General features: G+C 67.2%; 26 protein-coding genes and 1 tRNA gene. 17 read left to right on the forward strand and 10 right to left on the reverse strand.

The window, feature by feature from the left end:
- Window positions 1–6: 6 nt before the first annotated feature.
- Window positions 7–720 (reverse strand): TetR/AcrR family transcriptional regulator C-terminal domain-containing protein, encoded by a 714-nt coding sequence (locus E3O60_RS12640; protein ID WP_134498306.1) that lies wholly within the window; start codon window positions 718–720, stop codon window positions 7–9.
- 112 nt (window positions 721–832) lie between these two features.
- Here E3O60_RS12640 and E3O60_RS12645 point away from each other — a divergent pair, with 112 nt between their 5' ends.
- Entirely contained in the window at window positions 833–1,552 is a 720-nt protein-coding gene (locus E3O60_RS12645; RefSeq protein ID WP_134407899.1) for a DUF4386 domain-containing protein, read from the forward strand.
- The gene (locus E3O60_RS12650) at window positions 1,549–2,520 is read left to right on the forward strand and encodes an NAD(P)-dependent alcohol dehydrogenase (protein ID WP_134498310.1); all 972 of its coding nucleotides are present in this window, start codon (window positions 1,549–1,551) and stop codon (window positions 2,518–2,520) included. Before E3O60_RS12645 ends, E3O60_RS12650 begins: the two co-directional genes overlap by 4 nt.
- A gap of 48 nt (window positions 2,521–2,568) precedes the next feature.
- Here the strand turns inward: E3O60_RS12650 and E3O60_RS12655 are convergent, their stop codons facing one another.
- The 3 genes from E3O60_RS12655 to E3O60_RS12665 all read right to left on the reverse strand — a co-directional run bounded on the left by E3O60_RS12655 (window position 2,569) and on the right by E3O60_RS12665 (window position 4,992).
- Window positions 2,569–3,489, reverse strand: a complete 921-nt coding sequence (locus E3O60_RS12655) for a 5'-3' exonuclease (protein ID WP_134480434.1) — start codon at window positions 3,487–3,489, stop codon at window positions 2,569–2,571.
- A 74-nt stretch (window positions 3,490–3,563) separates the two neighbouring features.
- Window positions 3,564–4,319, reverse strand: a complete 756-nt coding sequence (locus tag E3O60_RS12660; protein ID WP_103460260.1) for a GAF and ANTAR domain-containing protein — start codon at window positions 4,317–4,319, stop codon at window positions 3,564–3,566.
- Between the two features lie 7 nt (window positions 4,320–4,326).
- A complete protein-coding gene (locus tag E3O60_RS12665; RefSeq protein WP_134407901.1) occupies window positions 4,327–4,992 on the reverse strand; it encodes a GAF and ANTAR domain-containing protein in 666 nt (221 codons plus the stop codon).
- 199 nt (window positions 4,993–5,191) lie between these two features.
- Between E3O60_RS12665 and E3O60_RS12670 the strand changes: the two genes are divergently transcribed.
- From E3O60_RS12670 to E3O60_RS12705, 8 genes are all read left to right on the forward strand, one after another.
- A complete protein-coding gene (locus E3O60_RS12670) occupies window positions 5,192–5,692 on the forward strand; it encodes a DUF6328 family protein (RefSeq protein ID WP_134407902.1) in 501 nt (166 codons plus the stop codon).
- Between the two features lie 43 nt (window positions 5,693–5,735).
- A complete protein-coding gene (locus E3O60_RS12675; RefSeq protein WP_134498312.1) occupies window positions 5,736–6,452 on the forward strand; it encodes an MBL fold metallo-hydrolase in 717 nt (238 codons plus the stop codon).
- A gap of 59 nt (window positions 6,453–6,511) precedes the next feature.
- Window positions 6,512–7,000, forward strand: a complete 489-nt coding sequence (locus tag E3O60_RS12680) for a toxin-antitoxin system HicB family antitoxin (RefSeq protein ID WP_088457638.1) — start codon at window positions 6,512–6,514, stop codon at window positions 6,998–7,000.
- Window positions 7,001–7,139: 139 nt separating this feature from the next.
- On the forward strand, window positions 7,140–7,985 hold the full coding sequence (locus tag E3O60_RS12685; protein WP_134480398.1) for a DUF4097 family beta strand repeat-containing protein: 846 nt from the start codon (window positions 7,140–7,142) through the stop codon (window positions 7,983–7,985).
- Window positions 7,986–8,016: 31 nt separating this feature from the next.
- A complete protein-coding gene (locus tag E3O60_RS12690; protein WP_088457636.1) occupies window positions 8,017–9,024 on the forward strand; it encodes an ATP-binding cassette domain-containing protein in 1,008 nt (335 codons plus the stop codon).
- Complete coding sequence (locus tag E3O60_RS12695) at window positions 9,021–9,860, forward strand: ABC transporter permease (protein ID WP_103479995.1); 840 nt, start codon at window positions 9,021–9,023, stop codon at window positions 9,858–9,860. The genes E3O60_RS12690 and E3O60_RS12695 overlap by 4 nt, the downstream gene beginning before the upstream one ends.
- Window positions 9,861–9,927: 67 nt before the next feature.
- Complete coding sequence (locus tag E3O60_RS12700; protein WP_134480397.1) at window positions 9,928–10,389, forward strand: GNAT family N-acetyltransferase; 462 nt, start codon at window positions 9,928–9,930, stop codon at window positions 10,387–10,389.
- Window positions 10,390–10,458: 69 nt separating this feature from the next.
- Window positions 10,459–11,343 carry a carbohydrate kinase family protein gene (locus E3O60_RS12705; RefSeq protein WP_134498314.1) on the forward strand — a complete coding sequence of 295 codons (885 nt, stop codon included), beginning with the start codon at window positions 10,459–10,461 and terminating at the stop codon, window positions 11,341–11,343.
- A 25-nt stretch (window positions 11,344–11,368) separates the two neighbouring features.
- Here E3O60_RS12705 and E3O60_RS12710 read toward each other — a convergent pair whose 3' ends face one another.
- From E3O60_RS12710 to E3O60_RS12720, 4 genes are all read right to left on the reverse strand, one after another.
- Window positions 11,369–11,608, reverse strand: a complete 240-nt coding sequence (locus E3O60_RS12710) for a hypothetical protein (protein ID WP_088457632.1) — start codon at window positions 11,606–11,608, stop codon at window positions 11,369–11,371.
- Window positions 11,609–11,678: 70 nt separating this feature from the next.
- On the reverse strand, window positions 11,679–12,689 hold the full coding sequence (locus tag E3O60_RS12715) for a DUF2804 domain-containing protein (protein ID WP_241993265.1): 1,011 nt from the start codon (window positions 12,687–12,689) through the stop codon (window positions 11,679–11,681).
- Complete coding sequence (locus tag E3O60_RS18890) at window positions 12,686–13,189, reverse strand: hypothetical protein (RefSeq protein ID WP_241993266.1); 504 nt, start codon at window positions 13,187–13,189, stop codon at window positions 12,686–12,688. The genes E3O60_RS12715 and E3O60_RS18890 overlap by 4 nt, the downstream gene beginning before the upstream one ends.
- Window positions 13,190–13,217: 28 nt before the next feature.
- Window positions 13,218–13,291: transfer RNA gene (locus E3O60_RS12720), tRNA-Gly, on the reverse strand.
- A 135-nt stretch (window positions 13,292–13,426) separates the two neighbouring features.
- On the opposite strand from E3O60_RS12720, the gene E3O60_RS12725 reads away from it, so the two are divergent.
- The 3 genes from E3O60_RS12725 to E3O60_RS12735 all read left to right on the forward strand — a co-directional run bounded on the left by E3O60_RS12725 (window position 13,427) and on the right by E3O60_RS12735 (window position 15,160).
- Window positions 13,427–13,906 carry a DUF1801 domain-containing protein gene (locus E3O60_RS12725; RefSeq protein ID WP_134480393.1) on the forward strand — a complete coding sequence of 160 codons (480 nt, stop codon included), beginning with the start codon at window positions 13,427–13,429 and terminating at the stop codon, window positions 13,904–13,906.
- Window positions 13,907–13,980: 74 nt separating this feature from the next.
- Window positions 13,981–14,586 (forward strand): dCTP deaminase, encoded by a 606-nt coding sequence (gene dcd, locus E3O60_RS12730; protein ID WP_088457628.1) that lies wholly within the window; start codon window positions 13,981–13,983, stop codon window positions 14,584–14,586.
- A 52-nt stretch (window positions 14,587–14,638) separates the two neighbouring features.
- Window positions 14,639–15,160 carry a hypothetical protein gene (locus E3O60_RS12735; RefSeq protein ID WP_088457627.1) on the forward strand — a complete coding sequence of 174 codons (522 nt, stop codon included), beginning with the start codon at window positions 14,639–14,641 and terminating at the stop codon, window positions 15,158–15,160.
- A gap of 16 nt (window positions 15,161–15,176) precedes the next feature.
- Here the strand turns inward: E3O60_RS12735 and E3O60_RS18895 are convergent, their stop codons facing one another.
- Together E3O60_RS18895 and E3O60_RS12745 are read right to left on the reverse strand one after the other, a co-directional pair.
- Window positions 15,177–16,370: a haloacid dehalogenase type II gene (locus tag E3O60_RS18895; RefSeq protein WP_241993267.1), complete on the reverse strand. Its 1,194-nt coding sequence runs from the start codon at window positions 16,368–16,370 to the stop codon at window positions 15,177–15,179.
- Between the two features lie 28 nt (window positions 16,371–16,398).
- Window positions 16,399–16,797: a MerR family transcriptional regulator gene (locus E3O60_RS12745; protein ID WP_134407911.1), complete on the reverse strand. Its 399-nt coding sequence runs from the start codon at window positions 16,795–16,797 to the stop codon at window positions 16,399–16,401.
- A 186-nt stretch (window positions 16,798–16,983) separates the two neighbouring features.
- On the opposite strand from E3O60_RS12745, the gene E3O60_RS12750 reads away from it, so the two are divergent.
- The 4 genes from E3O60_RS12750 to nrdG all read left to right on the forward strand — a co-directional run bounded on the left by E3O60_RS12750 (window position 16,984) and on the right by nrdG (window position 23,091).
- A complete protein-coding gene (locus tag E3O60_RS12750) occupies window positions 16,984–18,504 on the forward strand; it encodes a SulP family inorganic anion transporter (RefSeq protein WP_134480391.1) in 1,521 nt (506 codons plus the stop codon).
- Window positions 18,505–18,714: 210 nt separating this feature from the next.
- Window positions 18,715–20,049, forward strand: coding sequence for a TrkH family potassium uptake protein (locus E3O60_RS12755; RefSeq protein WP_241983734.1), 1,335 nt, complete (start codon window positions 18,715–18,717; stop codon window positions 20,047–20,049).
- A gap of 210 nt (window positions 20,050–20,259) precedes the next feature.
- Window positions 20,260–22,479 (forward strand): anaerobic ribonucleoside-triphosphate reductase, encoded by a 2,220-nt coding sequence (nrdD, locus tag E3O60_RS12760; RefSeq protein ID WP_241993268.1) that lies wholly within the window; start codon window positions 20,260–20,262, stop codon window positions 22,477–22,479.
- Between the two features lie 9 nt (window positions 22,480–22,488).
- Window positions 22,489–23,091, forward strand: a complete 603-nt coding sequence (nrdG, locus tag E3O60_RS12765) for an anaerobic ribonucleoside-triphosphate reductase activating protein (RefSeq protein ID WP_088457626.1) — start codon at window positions 22,489–22,491, stop codon at window positions 23,089–23,091.
- Window positions 23,092–23,130 lie beyond the last annotated feature (39 nt).

The raw sequence follows: 23,130 nt of genomic DNA on the forward strand, positions 1-23,130 counted from the left end.
TCCGCGCTAGGCGGTGCGGGTGACCGGGCCGGATGACCAGCCGGAGACATGGAGGCGCTCGAAGCCGTCCAGGAGCAGGTCGAGGGCGAATTCGAACTCGAACCTGTCGTCACAGCCGTGCGCCACGACCGAATCGTCGTGGGCCGCCGCAGTGCTGATCTGCAGGATGTGGGGATACCGCTCCGCCATCGCCTGCATTCGGGCAGCCTGCACGGCGGGGTCGACGGGTGGCCGGGCCGGGTCGGCGGATGCGTCGAAGAGCTCCTGGGTGAACCCCCACATGCGGCTGCCCAGGGCGTGCATCACGTGGTGGGTGAGGTCCGCCGAGAACCCGCCGGCCAGGAACATCCCGATCGTCGACTCCAGGTAGTCCAGCACCGCCGGGGTGTGCGTGGTGCGCGACTCGAGCACCGACCGGGCCCACGGATGCCGTAGCAACATCTGGCGGGCCGAGAGCACCCGCAGTCGCACCGCGGCCTTCCACTCGGTGTCCGGGGCCGGCGGGTCGATCTCGGCGACGATCACCTCGACCATGCCGTCGAGCAGCTCGTCCTTGTTCGCCACGTGCTTGTACAGAGCCATCGGCACAACGCCGAGCTCCTCGGCCAGCCGGCGCATGCTCAGCGCCTCGATACCGGCCTGATCGGCGAGCCCGACGGCGGCCTGCAGCACCCGATCACGGTTGAGGCGCACCCGCGGGACCACCAGAACTTGAGCCATGTGAGCTCCCTGTGAACGAGATCAGTCCTGCCCATTGACAGGAGTACAGCGTACACCTTAGAGTCGCTGCATCCGAGTGTACGCCGTACACCTCAACCTTGAAGGAGCTCTCTTGTCTCCCATCCGCCGAACCGCAATTCTCGCCGGTGTACTCTTTCTCCTCACCGAAGTCGGCGCGATCGTTGGTCGTCTGCTCTATGCCCCGGTGCTCAACACGCCCGGTTATGTCCTCGGTGCCGGCCGCGACCCGATGGTGGCCGTCGGCGTGCTGTTCGAGGTCGTGCTGGTGATCGCCGTGGTCGGCACCGGGGTGGTCCTTTATCCGGTGCTCCGCCGCCAGAGTCCGACGCTGGCGCTGGCCTACGCTGCCGCGCGCATCCTCGAGGCCGCGATCATCCTGGTGGGCACCCTCAGCCTGCTCACGGTGCTGATGCTGCGGCAGCAGCCGCCCAGTGTTGATGACAGCGCGCTTGAGGCCGTCGCCGCCGCGTTGCTGGCCCTGCAAGACGGCACCCTGCTGTTCGGCCCGGGCTTCGCGCTCGGCGTCGGCTCGATCCTGCTGGCCTCCCTGATGTTCACCTCCCGCCTCGTGCCTCGCGCCATCGCGGTACTCGGCCTGGTGGGCGGGGCCATCATCACCATCTCGACCGTGCTGGTGATCTTCGGCCTGTACGGCCAGTTCTCCCCGACCGGGCTGCTCGTTGCGCTGCCCGTGTTCGCTTGGGAGGTGTCGCTCGCACTCTGGCTGATCCTCAAGGGCTTCAACACCGCCGCCGTCGAGCGGATGCCGCAGCGCCGAGTCGGCGCCGACCCGGTTGGGGCGACCTCGTGAGGGCCGCGGTCTACGGGCGGTTCGGCCCCGCCGACGTTGTCTCGGTTGAGGAGATTCCCACTCCGGCGCCCGGGCCGGAGGAGGTGCTCATCCGGGTGCTCGCCAGCACCGTGAGCGCCGCCGACCACCGGGCCCGCTCCCACGACGTGCCGAAGGGACTCGGCCTCCTGGCCGGGGCCGGCCTGGGGTTCTTCAGGCCCCGCCGACGGGTGCTCGGCATGGACGCCGCCGGGGTCGTCGCAGCGGTGGGGGAGAAGGTCACCAGATTCGCGCCCGGCGACGAGGTCATCGCCATGCTCGGCGCGAAGTTCGGCGGCCACGCCGAGTATGCCCGGATCGGGCAGGACGGACCGATCACCGCCAAGCCGGCCGGCCTGGGCTTCGACGAATCCGTCACCCTCGTCTTCGGCGGCATCACCGCGAGGGTCTTCCTGAACCGCGCCGACATCCAGCCGGGCGCGCGGGTGCTGGTCAACGGGGCATCCGGAGCCGTCGGCACCGCGGCCGTGCAACTGGCCAAGAACCTCGGTGCGCACGTGACCGCGGTCTGCGCGGCGCGGAACGCCGCCCTGGTCACCGACCTGGGCGCCGACAGGGTGATCGACTACCAGAGCTCGGACTTCACGACCGGATCCGACACCTACGACGTGATCATGGACTGCGTCGGTAACGCGTCTTTCGACAGGGTGCAGCGGCTGATCACCCCCGGCGGAGCCCTGTTGGCCGACCTCACCGGTCTCCTGCGCGCGAGGTCCCGCACTCGCAGGAGCGGCAAGCTGGTCAGCGCCAGCGGCGTCGACTACCGGGCCGAGGACCTTCGGTTTCTCGTGGGCCTCGCGGAGCAGGGCAAACTGCGACCGGTCATCGACCGCAGTTACGACCTCGACGAGATCGTGGCCGCGCACCGCTTCGTCGACGCCGGCCACAAGCGGGGCAGTGTTGTGCTGCGCATCGCCGGATCGAGCTAGACCGGCCTCAGGCGAACTGGCTCAGGCCAACGCGCTCAGGCCACGCGCTCAGACCAATGCGGCCAGGGCCTCGCGGGCGCGTTGCATCGACGAACTGAGCCCCCACGTGGCCGACAACTGCTCCAGCTCGGCATTCTGCTCGGGTGTGCTGGGGCGGATGCGGGCGTCGAAGTCCGGCAGGTCCAGGTCACGCACGACGTTCACCACGGTCGGGGCCACCGTGAGGTAGTCCGCGGCGGCGAGGATCCTCGCGCGCACGGAGGCGCCCAACTTCACATCGGGGTCGGCCGCCGCCGCCACGATCCCGTCGAGGTCGCCGTACTCGGCCAGCAGCGTGGCCGCGGTCTTCTCGCCCACCCCGGCCACGCCGGGCAGGCCGTCGGAGGCGTCGCCGCGCATGGCGGCGAAGTCGGCGTACTGCGCCGGAGTGACGCCGGTCTTGGCCGTCAGCGTCGCGTCGGTCAGAAGCTCCAGCCGGGCCATGCCGCGGCCGGTGTAGATCACCCGAACGTCCCGGGTGTCGTCGACGAGCTGGAAGAGGTCCCGGTCGCCCGTGATGATGTCCACCGGGATCGACGAGTGCGAGGCGAGGGTGCCGATCACATCGTCTGCCTCGTGCTGGGCGGCGCCGATGATCGGGATGCCGAGCGCGGTGAGCACCTCGCGGATGATCGGCACCTGCGGGGTGAGCAGGTCGGGCACAACCTCGATTGCGGGGTCGGCAGCCACCGAAGACTCGGCGGCGACCCGATGGGTCTTGTAGGTGGGGATGAGATCGACCCGCCACTGCGGCCGCCAGTCGTCGTCCCAGCAGGCCACGATCTCGGTGGGCTGGAACTCGGTGGCGAGTCGGGCGATCATGTCGAGCAACCCGCGCACGGCGTTCACCGGTTCACCGGTCGGTGCGCGCACCAAGTCCGGCACGCCGTAGAACGCGCGGAAATACAGGGAGGCGGTGTCAAGGAGCATCCGGCGCTCGGGTTGAGTGGTCACGGCCGCATCTTGCCACACCTGAGGAACCGGCGCAGTGGCCGGCCGCGCCGCTAGCGTGCCTGGGCCACCAGTGCCTCGGCGGAGATGCTGCGGTTCACCACACCGGCCGCCGCAGCGCGCAGGGTGACCGCGTGTGTGCGGGCGTAGTCGCGGAGGGCGTCGAAGGCCTCGCTCATGGTGCAGGAGCGCACCTCGGCGAGAACCCCCTTTGCCTGCTCCACCAGAATCCGGGTGTCCAGAGCGAGGTGGAGCTGCGCGGCCACAACCTCGGGCTGCCGGAAACTGCGCTCGTGCAGGATGCCGACTGTCGCGACATCCGCCAAGGCCTGGGCGAGCTGGGCGTCTCGGTCGCTGAGCGCGCCGGCCTCCGTACTGAGCAGGTTCATCGCGCCGATGACCTCGCCGTGCAGCCGGAGTGGGGTGGCGTGGGCGGCCCGAAAGCCCTGGTCGAGGGCGGTGCGGCGGAACCGCGGCCAGTCGCGGGGGTCGGTTTCGATGTCGGGAACGCTCACCACCGCCCCGGTCTGGTAGCAGTCGATGCATGGGCCGGCGCCGGCGGCGACGATCATGACCTCGACGATTTCAGCCTCTTCGCTGGTCGAGGCCACCAATTCGAGCATCCCCGTGCCATCGGCCAGGAGGATGCCGCCTGCCTGTACGTCGAGAAGCTGGGTGCAGGTGTAGACGAGAGTGGACAGCAGATCGACGATGTCGTAGTCGGCGACCAGGCTGCCGGCCACGCGCACAAACGCGTCGTTGATTCTTTCTTCACGGGTGTTGTCAGCCGCGTGGTCTATGGCGTGCATGTCATACCTACTCTGGGAGCTCTGCGAAATTGAGGCGCCGGCTGACGACGGCGTGGGCAATCTCTTGGACGGTATATCCGCTAGAAAAAGCGTAGGCCCGGATTCGTGAGAAAGCATCCGTTGCGTTGATATCCAGCTGGCCGAGAACCATCCCGGTGGCCTGGTGGATCTCCCGCCGGGATTCGATCGGTGCCTCATCGTCGGATGATTCGTGTTCGGCGAGGACTATCGCACGGCGGAAGGCGGGCCCGGCGATGGCGCGACACAGGGAGGTGCCCAGTGCGGCGGCCTGGTCATCGAGGGCCCCGGGGGTGGTGCGGTAACAGGTGACAGTGCCGGTGCAGGCCGCTCCCAGCATGAGGGGAAAGGTGAAGACGGCGCCCACGGTCAGCTCGGCAGCGCTCCGCAGGAATGCCGGCCACCGGTCGGTCAGCGCGAGGTCGGGAACCGATATGAGCGATGCGGTCCGAAACGCATCGAACTGAGGACCTTCACCCAGATCGAATTGCATCTCCTCCAACCGAGCGGCCGTGGGGTCGGTGGCGTGGATCAGCGAGGCGCGGCGGTCCTGATCCATCACCGAAATGGCCGCACCCGTGATCGGCAGGAGTTCCAGGAACGGGGAGGCCAGCTGCCCGCCCGTCATTCGGGGTGTCCCCGAGACTTCACTCATCAGCACCGCCAGCCGTGTCCATAGTGTCAAAAGGGCACGTGTCATCGAAACGAGTCCGAACCTAAGGTCAACGTTAGTCCTGTCTGGCCCGGCTCGACCAGTCCGAACCGGCTGCGATCCCGGATGCCCGGCGGTACTCTCGTGAGTCCCGACCCGCGGCGGCCGATGCTGCCGGTTCTCTTCACGGAAGGTTCAGCCCATGTCGCACTCCTCTCCGGTTCCGGACGTACCCGGCGGCGCCCCTGACGGTCGCGGCGAAACCCCGAATGAGCGTCTGGACCGCAACTGGAATGAGCTGCTCCAGGAGCTCAGGGTCATCCAAACTGGAACCCAGATTCTCACCGGCTTCCTCCTGGCCGCGGTCTTCCAATCCCGGTTCGAGGACCTCGATGCGTTTCAGCGCGACATCTATCTGGTCCTGGTCGCAACCTCGGTTCTGACGACCCTGGTGGGCCTGGCTCCGGTGAGCCTGCATCGAGTGCTGTTCCGCAAGCACGCGAAGAGCCGCATCATCCGGTACACCGACTATTTCGTGCAGGCCACGCTCGCCGGGGTCGCCATCACGGTCGCCGGCATCGGGCTGCTCATCTTCGATCTGGTGCTCGGCCGGGCGTGGGGTGTGGCCTTCGCGGTGTTCATCCTCGTCGTTGTCGCGCTGCTCTGGATTGTGGTGCCGCGCATCATCCGTCGTTCGGCCTGACATCCTGGCCGATCGGCGTCACGAGCGGTACGGTCGAGCCATCATGAGACTAGGACCGCACCTTCACCGCATCGGCAACGACATCGTGGCCGCCTACCTCGTCGACACTCCCGAGGGGGTGACCGTGATCGATGCCGGACTCGCCGGCCAGTGGCGGGACCTCCTCGCCGAGCTGACCGGTATGAGGCGCACCCTCAGCGACGTCAAAGGCGTCATTCTCACGCACGGTGACGGCGATCACGTCGGCTTTGCCGAACGGCTCCGGCGCGATCACGGCGTGCCGGTCTACGTTCACCCGGGCGACGCGGCTCGCGCGAAGGGCGGCCCCAAGCCGGCGAACGGCCGCCAGCCGATGAAGCTGGGCGCCACTCTGGGTTTCGCGGCGTACTCCCTGCGCAAGGGCGGGATGCGCACCACCTACCTGACCGAGACCGTGGACGCGAACGACGGAGACACGCTGAACCTGCCCGGTGCGCCCCGAATCATCGGCCTGCCCGGGCATTCCGAGGGCAGCATCGCGATCCATGTGCCGATCGCCGACGCCGTTTTCGTGGGCGATGGGCTCACGACCCGTCACGTACTCACGGGCAAGACGGGGCCTCAGCCGGCGCCGTTCACGGATGAGCCGGAGCAGGCGATCGCATCGCTTCGCGCCATTCTCCCCACGGGGGCCACCTGGGTGCTGCCCGGACACGGCACCCCGTGGAACGCCGGCGTTGCGGCGGCCGTCACCGCCGTAGAGAAGGCCGCCCGGGTCTGACGCCAACTCTGACACCATCAATGCTTGACGTGACACCATCGTGGTGTCATGATGGTGGCATGGAACTTGGACCGTACGTCAATGACCTTCAGCGTCAGCTGGTGGATGCCGCGGAGAACGGTGCGGAGGACACTCGCGCCGTCGCCGAGCGCCTCGCCGCCGGGCTGGATGCAGCGGCGCGGCTCGTGCTCCTCGACGTGCTGTCGGCCGCGGTGGGCGAAATCACCCGCGACCTCGCCCCCGGCTCCGTCGACCTGCGGCTGCGCGGTCGTGAGATCGAGTTCGTCGTCACCGCGCCGAACACCGAGCCGGAGAGCGACGAGCGGCCCGCAGCATCCGTCGACCTCGACGAAGCGAGCACCTCACGCACCACCCTCCGTCTGCCGGACGCCCTCAAGGCGCGGGTGGACGAAGCGGCGGCGGCCGATGGTCTGTCGGTGAACACCTGGCTGGTGCGTGCGACGGCGGCCGCTCTGCAACCCAAGCAACGCCGTTCCGTGCAGCGCACCCTGCGCACCGGCGACAACTTCGCGGGCTGGGCGCGCTAACCCGCCCAGCACGCTGAACACTCCAACCACGCGCACCCGCGGGGTCGGTCCGTCGTACCCACATTGCACAGCACCACATTGCACAGCCCCGAATTGCACAGCCCTGAATTGCATAGCCCACAGAGAGGGACGCATCAGCATGCCCACCTACGACACCCCCAACCCCATCGACCTCGCCATCCACCTGCCGGTCGGCGCAATCGACGTCGTCGCCAGCGACCGAACCGACACCGTCGTGACGGTGTCACCCACCAGCCCGGCCAGGGCAGTCGACCGCCGCGGTGCCGAGGAGACCAGAGTGGTCTTCGACGGCCAGCGCCTCACCGTCACCGGCCCGAAGCCCCGCTTCAGCATCATCGGCCCCAGCGAGTCGGTGGACGTGCTCATCGAGCTGCCGACGGGATCGCGGCTCACGGCCGAGATTTCATCGGGCAATGTGCGCGCAACCGGACGCCTCGGCGCCACCCGGATCAAGTGCTCGAACGGTGCGGCGGAGGTCGATACCACCGGCGACCTGTGGCTGCGCGCCGGCAACGGCAACGCCACCGTCGGCGCCGCCGAGGGAGACATCGAGATCACCGCCGATCACGGTCAGCTCCGGATCGGCACTGTCACCGGCAACGCGATCCTCAAGGCCTCGCACGGCAACATCTCGGTGGGGGAGTCCGGCGGCGATCTCGACGCGAAGCTCTCCTACGGCGACCTCGAGATCACCCGGGCGCTCGCCGCCGTGTCGGCGAAAACCGCCTATGGCAGTATCCAGCTCGGAGAGATCTCGAGCGGGTCGGTGCAGGTCGAGAGCGGCTTCGGCCAGGTCAGCATCGGTGTGCGTCCCGGCGTTCCCGCCTGGCTCGATCTGGCCTCCAAGAACGGCCGCCTGCGCAACGAGCTCGACGGCGACAGTGCCCCAGACCCGTCCGAGCAGACCGTGGCAGTGCGTGCGCGCACCGCGTTCGGCGACATCGGCATCCACCGCGCGCGCTGAGTGCGCGCACCGAAGCGAAGGGTAGAACATCATGACCACCACCGCGATCGCCGTGCAGGGATTGCGTAAGTCCTACGGCAGCAAGACCGTTCTCGACGACGTCGACCTCACCGTGAAGGCGGGCACCGTGACCGCGCTGCTCGGCCCGAACGGCGCCGGCAAGACCACCACCGTGCACATCCTCTCCACGCTCGTGCGGGCGGATGCCGGCACCCTCACCGTCGCGGGATGCGACGTTTCGCGCGACCCCGACGGTGTACGCGCGGCGATCGGTCTCACCGGCCAGTTCTCCGCTGTCGACGGCCTGCTCACCGGCGAGGAGAACCTCCTGCTGATGGCCCGGCTGCGTCACCTCGGCGCGAAACGCTCGAAGTCGCGGGTGGCCGAACTGCTCGAGGAGTTCGACCTCGTCGAGGCCGCGCGCAAGCCACTCGCCACCTACTCCGGCGGCATGCGCCGCCGCCTCGACCTCGCGATGACCCTGGTCCAGGCGCCGAGCGTGATCTTCCTTGACGAGCCCACCACGGGCCTGGACCCGCGCAGCAGGCACACCATGTGGGACATCGTGCGTGGCCTGGTGTCGGAGGGCACCACGGTCTTGCTCACCACCCAGCACCTCGAGGAGGCGGACCAGCTCGCGGACCACATCGCGGTGCTCGACGGCGGTCGCATCGTCGCCGACGGCACGCCCGACGAGCTCAAGAGCCTCGTACCGGGCGGTCACATCCGGCTTCGCTTTGCGGATGCCGCGGCGCTGGACACCGCCGCCCGCCTGCTCAATCAGTCGGCTCGCGATGGCTCTGCTCGCGATGGCTCTGCTCGTGACGGCTCTGCTCGTGATGACGCCGGACTGGTGCTCACCGTGCCCAGCGCCGGCGGCGTCGGCGCGCTGCGCGCCGTGCTCGACCGCCTCGACGCGGCCCATCTCGAGGTCGACGACCTCAGCATCCACACCCCGGACCTTGATGACGTGTTCTTCGCGCTGACCGGCACGAAGGAATCGTCCGGCCGGGCCGATTCGAAGGGAACAGACTCATGACCACCATCACCGCCCCGCGCCCGACCGTGCAGGGCAGCCGTCATCGGTCCTATGTCGTGACCGACGCGATCACAATGCTGCGCCGCAACCTGCTGCACATGATTCGCTACCCGGGCCTGTCAGTGTTCACCATCGTGGGTCCGGTGGTGATCCTGCTCATGTTCGTGTTCGTCTTCGGCGGCACCCTCGGGGCCGGCCTGCCGGGCGTGGACCCGGCCGGCGGGAGGGCGGCGTACCTCGCCTACGTGATGCCGGGCATCCTGGCGATCACCATAGCCGGCACCGCCGGCGGCACTGCCACGACGGTCTCGATGGACATGACCGAGGGCATCACCGCGAGGTTTCGCACCATGGCGATCTCCCGCGCGGCGGTGCTCGCCGGGCACGTGCTCGGCAACACCATCCAGGCGATAATCGCCGTCGCGCTGGTGCTCGGCGTCGGTGTGCTGATCGGGTTCCGGCCCACCGCCACCCCCATCGAGTGGCTCGCCACCTTCGGCCTGATCGCGCTGATCGCCTTCGCGATCACCTGGATCGCCGTGGGGATGGGCATGCAGGCCAAATCGGTGGAGACGGCGAGCAACCTGCCGCTCCTGCTGGTTTTGCTGCCGTTCCTCGGCAGCGGCTTCGTACCGACCGAGTCGATGCCGGCCGGGCTGCAGTGGTTCGCGGAGTACCAGCCGTTCACGCCGATCGTGGAGACCCTCCGCGGGCTGCTGCTCGGCACCCCGCTCGGCTGGAACGCTGTGCTCGCGGTCGGCTGGTGCGTGGTGATCACGGTCATCGGCTACGCCTGGTCGATGATCATCTACGAGCGCAAGTCGGTGCGTTCCTAGTCACGCCGCCCGGGCTCTCGCGAGTTGACTTGCGGATCGCGATGAACCGCCCCAGTAACCTGGGCCCATGTCGTCCCTCACCCCAGTGTCGCCCGGCGATACGGCCGACCTGACCGATTTCCTCCGCGAGGTAGATCTGACGCTGAGCGGGCTTGACGCTCCCACGGTGCACCTCTGGATCCAACGGGATGCGGTCGGCAGCATCGTGGCGTGCACGGGATTCGAGCTCAGCGGTGACCAGGAGCACGCGCTCATTCGGAGCGTGGCGGTTCATCCACTCACCCAGCGAACCGGCGAGGGCACCCGGCTGGCCCTGTTCGCCCTGGCGCGGGCTGCTGAAAGCGGAGCGCAGCGGGCGTGGCTGTTCAGTCGACGGTCCGGGCCTTTCTGGCAGAAACTGGGCTTCGAGGCTGCCGACCGCGACGACCTCGCCAGGGCGCTCGCCGGTACCCACCAGGTGCAACACTTCGTCCAATCCGGCCAGCTCAGCCGTGAGGTTGCGTGGTCTCGCCCGCTCCGAGCCGGGTAGGGACCGGCAAAAATCCGTACCGGCTGTGGCACATCGAGTCGCCAAGCGGCCGTGCCGTAGCCTGAGCGGATGAGCAGAGCATCCGCTGGGGGCGCCATCGGCGCGGGTCACATCGTTGTATGCGGACCGGTGTCGTGGAACACGCTGGTCTACCTCGACCAGCTGCCGGAGCCGCGCCCGCACGTCACGTTCGCCCTCGAGGATTTTCAGACCGTCGGTGGTACCTCCGCGGGTAAGGCGCTGCACCTGACCGGGCTCGGGCGGGCTGTCGAATGTCAGACCCTGCTCGGCGACGACGACGCGTCAGGACGGGTGCGTTCCGTTCTCGAGGCGGCGGGAATCCAGGTGACCGCGTCGGTGGTGCCGGGTGCCGGCGAACGACACCTGAACCTGATGACCCGGGCGGGGGAGCGGGTGTCCGTGTACCTCTCGGTGCCGGCGTTCACCGCACCCGACATCGCCCAGTTCACGGCGTTGAGCCGGGGTGCCGCGGCCCTGGTGATGGACCTCTCCGAAACCTCCCGAGCCCTGCTCCCCACGGCTATCGCGGCCGGCGTCCCCGTCTGGACCGATGTCCACGACTACGACGGCCGGTCCGAGTTCCACGAGCCCTTCATCCGGGCGGCCGACTACATCTTCATGAATGCCGACGGCATGAGCGATCCGTCGGCGTTCATGCGGGCCCGTGTGGCGGCCGGCACCACGGCCGTCGTGTGCACGCTCGGCGCAGAGGGCGCGATGGCCGTCGACGCCGAGGGCCTGCACCGGGTGGCTGCCGTGCCCGTTCAGCTGCGGGACACGAACGGCGCCGGCGATGCGTTCTTCGCGGGTTTTCTCGACGCCACCCTGTCAGGCGCCTCCACGGAGGCGGCGCTCGCCGCGGGCGCCGACCAGGCGACAGTTGCTCTGCGCACGAAACACCTGCACCCGGCGTTGGAGACGCTGGTTCCCTAGCTCGGGGGGTCAGGGGGCGATGCGCCTACTCCTTCGAGAAGGCGTTCGGTTCGAGGCCCGCGATGCGACGGGCGTGCTCCTGAAGGGCCTCGTCAGTCACCTGGTGGCCGCCGTCGGCGAAGCGTTGGCGTAATGCAACCAAGACCTGGGCCTCGTCGTGACCGGCCAGGTCCGCTTCCTGCTGCAGCAGGATGCCCGCCACTTTGTCGTCTTCGGTTGTGCTGTGCTGGGCCTGAATCGGTTCGTCCTGGGTGTCGCCGGGCATGCTGTCCTCCGTTGGCAGAATCTCGTGGGGACCATTGTGCCTCACGAAGCTCCGAGCGCTGGTCGAGGTGTCACCAACGGTTGCGGATGTCTTCCGCCCAGCCCAACAGACTGTCGACCCGGATACGTCCCAGATCGGTGTCGACCCAGCCTGAATAGTGGCCGAAACACTGGTGACCGCGGCTGCCGAAGACCAGAAGCTCGGTCTTGCTGGCATGGTCCCAGAACGGGTCGAAACGCAGGTCGAGGCTCCCTCCGTGAATTCGCCACGGGGCGAGCCAGTGGGCTTCGTCGTAGACCCAGTCGAGTTCATCGCTGACCTTGTGGAGCGTTCCGTCGATGAGCACCGCGTTCTCGGTCGAACCGGTTCCGTCCGTCCACCGGCCGCCCAGCTGGAGGCCGATGGTGCGTCCGTCGACGATTCCCGACGCCGCGCCCCAATTCCAGGTCATCTTGTACGGCCAGCGACCGCGACCGTGGTCGAGCACCGCCCAACTGTCGCCGGCGGGAAGCTCAAACCGGTCACCCTGGACCTCGACCCAGCCCTCGGCCGGACGGGCCACGTCTTTGACGGTGTACTGGAAGCGGCTCTTGGACCACGGAACCACGACGGCCAGCGCCTCGTGGCCGGCCGGACGCACGGCGGTGATGTCGAAGGCCACCCCCGCGGCGCGACCGCGCAGGCGGGTGCCGCCGGGTACCTCGTCGATGTCGATCGTGAGCGACCGGGTGCGCGCCCGGGCGGATGAGGCGCCGAGGGATGCCGGCAGGGTGGCACTGGATCCCAGCGGTGCGACGGCGCCGCGTTCCATCGTCGTTCCCGATACGCGGTCGTAGATCAGGATGTTGTGCACCGCTGCGTAGTCGAGCGAGGAGACGGTCAGAGTCACGATGTGGGTGGGCGTGGTGACGCCCCAATACTCCCAGCGCTTATTGCGGCCCCAACTGCTGCGGCCGTCGATGCCTGCAGTGTCGTGCAGAGGCCTTCTGCTCCAACCGACGGCGGCGGGGTTGAGCCGCCCGTCGGGCAGGCACAGCGAAACCGGCTCGGTGATCTCGCGCTCGACGATCGTGCGACTCACGGCGTTTCTCGCACCAGAGCGGGCTGTCCCAATTCCATCGACACGTCTACTTTTAGGGCAGGGATGAAGGGAATCGCGATCTTCGGATTGACTATTCGGGTGCGTGCCCGCACCACCCCGACGATGGACACAACGAGGTGTCCGATCACAGCCGCCCACAGCAGCAAATTTGCCAGAAGAAGGGTGGGCGACGGCCCGCTCTCGCTTTCTCCAGTCAGAACGAGCCCGATGATCGCGTCGCATACCACAATGGCCGCCCCGATCGCTGCGACAACCGTCACGGTCAGCACCCAGTTCGCTGCCCATCGGGAATTCTCCCGCACCAGCGCGTCCGGGTGCCGGCGGTTCTGAGCTGCGAGAATGCCAAGCAGAACCGGAGCAAGCAGGGCGCCGAACAACGGAACAAACCAGAGGAAACCGATTCCCCAAAAGCGGCGGCCGGACGCGTCCGGAACGGCCGATTGCGCCAGTGGCATGTGCTCAGGAGGAAGAGAGGTCATGCCGGATTCTATTGGGCCGACCGAAGTTTGGAGCGGATGACGGGAATCGAACCCGCGCTATCAGCTTGGGAAGCTGAAGTTCTACCATTGAACTACATCCGCGCGTCCAGGCCGCCGAAGCTGAACTGGAACCGCCATCCTACCAAGCCTCGACCGCCAGGCTGGCACCGACTTCCTTGAGCCTCGGCCGCCGAGGTGCGAACATGGGACGGTCCGCCGACGAAAGGGCCCAACGCGATGAGCACCGAACCGAAAATCAGCGGCAACCAGGTCGGCGCCGAGTCGGCGGGAGGCTTCTCTGCGGAAGAGCGCGCCGCGATGAAGGCCCGTGCCGCCGAACTCAAAGCCGACGCCCGTCGCGGCCGTGCCGAGGACAAGGCGGCCGCGGATGAGGCGACCATGATGGCAAAGATCGCCGAGATGAAAGAGCCCGACCGCCAGATGGCCGTGCGTCTGCACGGCATCGTCACCGAGGCCGCCCCAGAGCTGCTGCCCAAGCTCTATTACGGCCAGCCGGGCTGGGCCAAGGCCGGCAAGGTCGTGGTGTTCTTCCGCAGTGGCCAAGACGATAAGGAGCGCTACTCGACTCTCGGCTTCAGCGCCCAGGCCAACCTCGACGACGACGGCGGGATGTGGCCCACCTCCTATGCGCTTCGCGAACTGAACGATGACAGTGCAGCGACCATCGCGAAGCTGGTCGCGACGGCCGCTGCCTGATCGGCTCGGCGCCGCCGAAAGTCACGCTGGGAAACCACACGCTCCGGGCGGGGCCACGCCGATAGGCTGGCACCGTGCTTCTCTCGGATCGTGACATCAAGGCCCAGATCGACGCGGAACGAATCGCGCTCGCCCCCTACGACCCGGAGATGATCCAGCCGTCGAGCATCGACGTGCGGCTCGATCGGTTCTTCAGGCTGTTCGACAACCACAAGTATCCGTTCATCGACCCGGCCGTCGACCAGCCCGAACTCACCCGGCTGATCGAGGCCAAGGGTGACGAACCGTTCATCCTGCACCCGGGCGAATTTGTGCTCGGCGCCACCTTCGAGGCCGTCACCCTGCCCGATGACGTGGCCGCCCGCCTCGAGGGCAAGAGCTCGTTGGGCCGGCTCGGCCTGCTCACCCACTCCACCGCCGGATTCATCGACCCGGGCTTCACCGGGCACGTCACCCTGGAGCTCAGCAACGTGGCCACCCTGCCGATCAAGCTCTGGCCGGGTATGAAGATCGGCCAGCTGTGCTTTTTCCAGCTCAGCTCGCCGTCCGAGAAGCCCTACGGTTCTGCCGCGTACAGTTCCCGGTATCAGGGCCAGCGCGGCCCCACGGCCTCCCGCTCGCACCTGAACTTTCACCGCACCGACGTGGGCACCACGGATGCCGGCAGCCTCGGCGGCTGACCTGGAACGCCATGTTCATGCGCGCGTTACGTGCGCCCGGTAAAATCGAGGCATGACCACCTCAGAGTCCCGTTTTGCCGAGGCGCTGATCGCCGACGGTCCCACCCCGGAATACCCCGGGCGCATGCGCCGATTCGGCCAGCTCGTGGGCACGTGGGCGGCGCACGGCAGCCGGCTCGACGAGGCCACGGGGGAGTGGACTGAACGCGAGTTCACCTGGATCGTGCAGTTCATCCTCGACGGGCGCGCGGTGCAGGACGTGGAGGTCGAGGCCAGCGCCACGCATCCGTCCGGCTTCGAGACCGTCGCCACCGCCGTGCGGGTCTACGACCAGCTGGCCGGTGCCTGGCGGGTGAGCTCCTTCGCCCCGACGATCGGCGAGTACTGCCACCTGATCGCCACCCCGTACCGCAACGGCCTGCGCCAGGACGGCACCGGCACCGACGGTCGCCCGGTGCGCTGGAACTTCACCTCGATCACCGAGGACGGTTACACCTGGGAGGGCTGGGTGAGCGACGACGAGGGCACCACCTGGCACCTCGTGGAGCACAACGAGGCCGTGCGGGTGCACTGACCGGCTTCGGCAGCGCTCACTCGGGTGCGCCAGCCTCTGCGACCGTGGTGTGCACGATGATCTCCGAGTGCAGCGTGCGGTGCACCGGACACCTGTCGGCGATCTCGCTCAGCCTCTGACGCTGCTGCTTATCGAGGTCGCCGTCGAACCGGAGTACCCGTTCGACGTGGTCGATGTGCCCGACCGCGGTCTCGCAGTCCGCGCAGTCCGTGGCGTGGATGCGGCTGTGCCGGAGGGTCACGGTCACCTTCTCCAATGACCAGTTCTTGCGTTCGGCATACATGCGCACGGTCATCGACGTGCACGCGCCGAGCCCGGCCAGGACCAGGTCATACGGGGACGGGCCGGTATCGGTGCCGACCGGGCGAGGCTCGTCGGCGGTGAGTCGGTGCTGGCCGACGGTGATCTGTTGGGCGTAACCGCCTTTTCCTGCCTCGGTCACGACCACGAGACCTTCAGCCGGATCAGCTTCGGCCGGCTCAGCGGCGGCTTCCGGGGCGGCTTCTGGCGCCGCGTTGCCGGATGGCGACGCCGGCGCACCTGCCAGCAGCGTGGCCAGCTCGGCCAGCCGGCCCACCGTGTAGTCGGGGGCCGTGAAGTAGCTCGGGTAGGTGTCACCGCCGCGGTTCAGCCAGGCGGTGGCCAGGCCCGCTTGCGCGGCTCCGTGGATGTCCCAGGGATGCACGGCCACGAGCAGCAGCTGGGCCGGGCGCACCTCGCAGGCCTCGGCGGCGTAGTCGTACGCGGGCCGCCCCGGCTTCCAGGCACCAGCATCTTCGACGCTGAGCAGCGCCTCGAATTCTCCCTCGAGCCCGGCCGCGGCCAGGAGCGACCTGGCGACCCCGGCGGATCCGTTGGACAGCGTCACCAGGCGCATCCCGGTGCTTGTCAACGCTCGCACGCCCTCGGGCACGTCGGCGTGCAGTTTGAGCAGCCCGAATCCCGCCATGATGTGCTCCACGGCGTCGGCGGGGCTGCGCAGGAGTGCCACATCGCGCAGCACCTCGCGGAGGAGCTCGGACCCGATCACCGCGAACGGCGCGGCGCCACCCGCCGCGGCGAGGGCGAAACCATCCCGCAGGAGCGCGGCGAACCACACGGACGCCAGATGGGCGGGGGCGCCGACCTGCACGAACCGGGCCTTCATGCCCGACATATCTGAGAGGGTCTCATTCACGTCGCAGACGATCACGGCTGGAGTGCTGCTCATTGGTTCGGTTCCCTCCCGTCGGCGGGTGTTACACGTCGCGGCCGTGACGGCGCAGGAGGTCCAGGAACTCGTCGGCCATGGCGAGCTGCTCGGCGAGCTTCTGCCGGCGCTCCTCGGCCTGGGTCACAAACGACGCCAGGTCGGCCCGCACGGCGGTCCGATCGGCCGCGTCGGCCGCATCCAGGGTGTCGATGGTCTTCAGCAACGCCATCATCTGCTCCAGCGAGAAGCCGAGCGGCTTCATCCGCCGGATGAGGATCAGCCGCTCCAGGTCGACGGCTGTGTACAGCCGGAAGCCACCCTCGGTGCGGCCGGAGGGCTTCAGCAGACCCACCTCGTCATAGTGCCGGATGGTGCGCAGGGACAGGCCGGTGCGGTCGGCCAACTCGCCGATGTGCATCGTGGCCGGTGCGTCATCCGTTGCCATGTCTCAAACCCCTCCCGCGCACAGGAACTAAACCAACCCTTACGTTAGGGTAGGGTTGTGCTGGTTGGCTGACGCTGCTGCCAGCCCTTCCATCCTGCCGGTTCGGCGGATGGCGTGCGCACCCGGCGCACCCCCTACTTTGCCCCATCCCGGTCCGCACCGCGGGCCCCGTCGCTGGAGGCCGCCATGGCTCTCATTGAGAAAACTCCCACGCCCAACCGCTACAAGGCCGACCCGTCCGTGCTGACGGCGCTCCGCACCCCGCGCATCCTTACCCGGGAGGTGCTCGCCGGCCTCGTCGTGGCGACGGCCCTCATCCCCGAGGCCATCTCGTTCTCGATCATCGCCGGCGTCGACCCGCGGGTGGGGCTGTTCTCCTCGTTCGTGATGGCCGTGTCCATCGCATTCCTCGGCGGTCGCCCCGCCATGATCACCGCCGCCACCGGCGCGGTCGCCCTGGTGATCGCACCCGTGGCGCTGGACTACGGCATGGACTACTTCATCGCCACGGTCATCCTGGCCGGGCTGCTGCAGGTGATACTCGGCGTGCTCGGCGTGGCCAAACTGATGCGGTTTATCCCGCGCAGCGTCATGGTCGGCTTCGTCAATTCGCTGGCCATCCTGATCTTCATCGCCCAGCTGCCGCACCTGCTCGGCGTGCCGGTCATGGTCTACCCGCTGGTGGCGATCGGGATCATCATCATGGTCGTGATGCCCCGGTTCACCAAGATCGTGCCGGCGCCGCTGGTGGCCATCGTGCTCCTCACCATCGCCACCGTCACCATCGCGATCACCGTGCCCACCGTGGGCGACCAGGGCGAACTGCCCAAGAGCCTGCCGGAGCTGTTCATCCCGAATGTGCCGCTGACCTCTGAGACCCTCTCCATCATCGCGCCGTACGCCCTGGCGATGGCGATGGTGGGCATACTTGAGTCGCTGATGACCGCCAAGCTCGTCGACGAGGTCACCGACACCCACTCGCACAAGACCCGCGAAACCTGGGGCCAGGGTGTGGCGAACATGCTCTCCGGCTTCTTCGGCGGCATGGGCGGCTGCGCCATGATCGGTCAGACCATGATCAACGTCAAGGCCTCTGGTGCCCGCACCCGCATCTCCACCTTCCTCGCCGGGGTGTTCCTGCTGATCCTGGTCGTCGCCCTCGGCGACGTCGTGGCGATCATCCCGATGGCGGCGCTGGTGGCCGTGATGATCATCGTGTCGGTGCTCACCTTCGATTGGCACAGCATCCGCCTGTCGACGCTCAAGCGGATGCCCAAGAGCGAGACCACCGTCATGCTCTCCACCGTCGTGGTTGTCGTTTTCACCCACAACCTCGCCATTGGTGTGATGGTGGGTGTGCTCGTGGCCATGGTCGCGTTCGCCCGGCGGGTGGCGCACCTCGTGAACGTTCAGCGCACCGTCTCCACCGAGGACACCGTGCCCACGGCCCTGTACACCGTGACCGGTGCGCTGTTCTTCGCCTCGAGCAACGACCTCACCACCCAGTTCGAGTACGCCGACGACCCCGACCGGGTGGTCATCGACATGTCCGCCTCGCACATCTGGGACGCCTCAACGGTGGCCGCGCTGGACGCGATCACCAACAGGTACGAACGCCACGGCAAGCGTGCCGTGATCGTCGGGCTGAACGAAGCCAGCACCGACATCCACGCGCGTCTCGCGGGCAATCTCGGCGGCGGGCACTAGGCCGCCGGTTCGGAGGACCGCGACGGGGCGCTCGGGCTGTACAGTTGCACGACCGAAGCCTAGACATCTGAGGTGGCTAAACATGCCGAAAGGCGCTGCAGATCCCGCGGATGTGTTCCTCACCTGTTCACGGCACCGAGGCCGGCCGTGGCGGTGACACGCGCCTCGTTCGGGCGGAAGACGCAGGGGCATCCCCGTACGGCGACGGGCTTGTCGAATCTGGTCGTCCACGACTTCTCAGCGCTGCTGGCCCTGATGGTGTTTCTCTTCGTTGTGCTGCTGTTCACGACCTTGCTCAGCCTGCCCATAGCCGCCGCTGATGGTCGCGGCACCGCGTTCCACGACACTCTTTTCACAGCGGTCTCGGCGATGACGGTGACGGGCCTCGTCACCGTCAACACGGCGGAGCACTGGTCGTTTTTCGGCCAGATCGTGATCCTGCTGGCCATCCAGATCGGCGGTTTGGGCATCGTCACGATCGCACTGCTCCTGACTCGAGCGGTGACCCGAAATCTCGGTTTGAAGGGTCGCATCCTGGCCCGTCAGGGGGTCGGAACCACCAAGCTCGGTGAGGTGCAGTCGCTGCTGCGCGTGGTGATCCTGACAGCCCTGACGCTGGAGCTGGCGCTGGCCGTGTTTCTGGTGCCACGGTTCATAGTGGTGGAGCAGTCCTGGAGCGGCGGCCTCTGGCACGGCATCTTCTACGCCGTCTCGTCGTTCAACAACGCCGGTTTCACCGCTCATACCACCGGCCTGTCCGGGTTCGAGAACGACCCGTGGATCCTCGTGCCCATCATGGTCGGCGTTCTTGTCGGAAGTTTCGGGTTCCCGGTGTTCCTGGTGCTGATGATGGCCAAGGCCCATTGGCGCAAGTGGAACCTGCACACGAAGCTCACCCTGACGACGACAGGCATCCTGTTGGTTGTCGGCGCCGCACTGTGGGGCGCTTTGGAATGGTCCAACAGTGCCACGATCGGGGACCTCTCGGTGGGGGAGCGGGTGATGCAGTCGATTTTCGCGTCGACCATGATGCGGTCGGGCGGGTTCTCCCTGGTGGATCCCGCCGCATCCACCTCGGCGACCCTTCTGGCGACCGACGCGTTGATGTTCGTCGGCGGCGGGTCGGCGTCTACCGCGGGCGGGATCAAGGTGACCACGATCGCGCTGCTGTTCCTGGCGATCGTTGCCGAGGCCAAGGGCGACAAAAACCTGATGGTGTTCGGGCGCACCATTCCCGAGCAGACCATGCGGGTGGCCATCAGCGTGACCTTTTTCGGGGCAACGCTGGTGCTCGGCGGGAGCGGCCTGATCATGCTGGTCAGCGACGCGTCGCTCGACCATATTCTCTTCGAGGTGATCTCCGCCTTCGCCACCTGCGGGCTGAGCGTGGGGCTCAGCGCGGAACTGCCACCTGCGGGCAAATACATCCTCGCGGCGTTGATGTTCGCCGGCCGGATCGGACCGATCGGGTTGGCGTCAGCGTTGGCGCTGCGCCGCCGCAATCTGCTCTACAAGTACCCGGAGGAACAGCCCGTCATCGGCTGACCGGCGAGGGTGCCGGCGAAGCACAAGTCACAGCTGTGACAGACACGCCCACGTGTTTCGGGTGCACAGATGTGCACCCAAAACGGTCGGCGAATCCCGAGGCGTCTTTCCGGCCCTCGACGGCGCGCCACCACTACATGTAGCGGCACCAGGGACCAAGGGCACCCAAATCTAGTGATTTCGGCGACCCGACGTCCCTATGCTGAAGGCGTGAATCCAAGCATCAGCGCCCCGGCCCCGACCACTGCCACCCGCGACGACGTCGTCGCCATCCAGGTCGTCAAACGCGACGGCCGCCGGGTGGACTTCGATGACACCAAGGTCTACGAGGCGCTGGTCAAGGCCGCGCTGGAGATTCACACCGAAATGACCCCGCTCGTGCACCGGGCGATCGTCGATATCGTCGCCGCCGTCAACCGGGAGATCGCCGGCCGCTTCAGCACCGACATCAAGATCTACGAGGTGCAGAACATCGTGGAGCACGCGCTGCTCGAAAGCCACGAATACGACCTCGCCGAGAAGTACATCGGTTACCGCACCCAGCGCGACTTCGCCCGCAGCAAGTCCACCGACATCAACCACTCGATCATCAACCTGCTCAGCAAAGACTCCTCGGTGGTGAACGAGAACGCCAACAAAGACAGCGACGTCTTCAACACCCAGCGCGACCTCACCGCCGGGGCCGTGGGCAAGGCCATCGGCCACAAGATGCTGCCGCCGCACGTGTCCAATGCGCACCAGAAGGGCGACATCCATTTTCACGACCTGGACTACAGCCCATACGCACCGATGACCAACTGCTGCCTGATCGACTTCACGGGCATGCTCAGCCGGGGTTTCCGCATCGGCAACGCTGACGTGGAGCCGCCCCGCTCCATTCAGACTGCCACCGCGCAGATCTCGCAGATCATCGCCAACGTGGCGTCCAGCCAGTACGGCGGATGCTCCGCCAACCGCACCGACGAGCTGCTGGCTCCGTACGCCCGCGCCAACTTCGCCAAGCACCTTGCCGACGCGGAACGGTGGATCGGCGACCAGACCAAGCACCACGCCTATGCGGAGGAGAAGACCCGCAAGGACATCTATGACGCGATGCAGAGCCTCGAATACGAGATCAACACCCTGTTCACCTCGAACGGGCAGACCCCGTTCGTGTCGCTGGGCTTCGGCCTGGGCACCGACTGGTTCGAGAGGGAGATCCAGCGGGCGATCCTGCAGATCCGCATCGACGGCCTGGGCAGCGAGAAGCGCACAGCCATCTTCCCCAAACTGATCTTCACGCTCAAGCGCGACCTCAACCTCGCTGAGGGCGACCCGAATTACGATATCAAGCAGCTCGCGCTGGAGTGCTCGACCAAGCGGATGTACCCGGACGTGCTCAGCTACGACAAACTCGTCGAGATCACGGGCAGCTTCAAGGTGCCGATGGGCTGCCGATCCTTCCTGCAGGGGTGGACCGACGCTGACGGCAACGATGTCTCCGAGGGCCGGATGAACCTGGGCGTGGTGACGGTGAACCTGCCGCGCATCGCGCTGGAGGCCGCCGGGGACCGGGCGAAGTTCTGGAGCATCCTCGAGGAGCGTCTGTTGATCACCCGCGACGCCCTGGTCTACCGCATCGAACGGTGCAAGCAGGCGACCCCCGCGAACGCCCCGATCCTCTACGTCTACGGCGCCTTCGGCCAGCAGCTGGCGCGCACCGATTCGGTCGACACCCTCTTCAAGGACGGCCGCTCCACGGTGTCGCTGGGCTACATCGGCCTCTACGAGGTGGCTGCGGCCTTCTTCGGCGGCGCCTGGGAGGGCGACGCCGAGGCGAAGGCGTTCACCCTGGACATCCTCAAGACCCTCGACGCGCACACCAAGGCGTGGAGCGCAGAGTACGGCTACCAGTTCAGCGTCTATTCGACCCCGAGCGAGAGCCTGACCGACCGGTTCTCCCGCCTCGACAAGGTCAAGTTCGGGTCGGTGGAGAACATCACCGACAAGGATTACTACACCAACAGCTTCCACTACGACGTGCGCAAGAACCCGACCCCGTTCGAAAAGCTCGACTTCGAGAAGGACTACCCGGTGTTCTCCTCCGGCGGTTTCATCCACTACTGCGAGTACCCGGTGCTGCAGCAGAACCCCAAGGCGCTCGAAGCCGTCTGGGACTACGCCTACGACCGGGTCGGTTACCTGGGTACCAACACCCCCATCGACCGCTGCTACAAGTGCGACTTCTCCGGCGACTTCACCCCCACCGAGCGTGGTTTCGCCTGCCCGGATTGCGGCAACGACGACCCGGCCAGCTGCGACGTGGTCAAGCGCACCTGCGGTTACCTCGGCAACCCGCAGGCCCGCCCGATGGTGCACGGTCGCCACCAGGAGATCGTTTCCAGGGTCAAGCACATGGCTGGCGCCACCGGCGTCAGCGGCTCCCTGTAGGCAGCCGTTATGCGGAACCCGAAACCCGGTGAGTGGCTCTCCGACAAGCTCAGCCAGGGCTTCATCGGTGACTACAAACCGTTCATGTTCGTCGACGGCGAGGGAGTGCGCTGCAGCCTCTATGTGAGCGGATGCCTGTTCGCGTGCGAAGGCTGCTTCAACGAGGCCACCTGGAACTTCCGCTATGGCACGCCGTACACGGTCGAGCTCGAGGATCGGATCCTTGCCGACCTGGCCCAACCGTACGTGCAGGGCCTCACCCTGCTGGGCGGGGAACCCTTCATCAACACCGGGGTGTGCCTCTCCCTGGTGCGCCGGGTGCGGGCGACCTTCGGCCAAGCCAAGGACATCTGGTCGTGGACCGGGTATTCCTACGAAGAGCTGCTGCTCGACAGCCCCGACAAGCTGGAACTGCTCGATCAGATAGACATCCTCGTGGATGGCCGATTCGACCTCGCCAAGAAAGACTTCAAGCTGCAATTCCGCGGCAGCAGCAACCAGCGCATCATCGACGTGAAGAAGTCCCGCGCCGCGGGTCGCGCCGTGCTCTGGACCAACCTGCTCGACGCCACCCAGACCTATGAGCAGCTCGTGAAGCAAACGCTGATCTAGCTGCGCCTCCCGCCTGTCCGGTTGTGACTTTGTCATCGA

Origin of the sequence: Cryobacterium sp. TMB1-7, from assembly GCF_004402435.1 — a bacterium.
Classification (GTDB): Bacteria; Actinomycetota; Actinomycetes; order Actinomycetales; family Microbacteriaceae; genus Cryobacterium; species Cryobacterium zongtaii.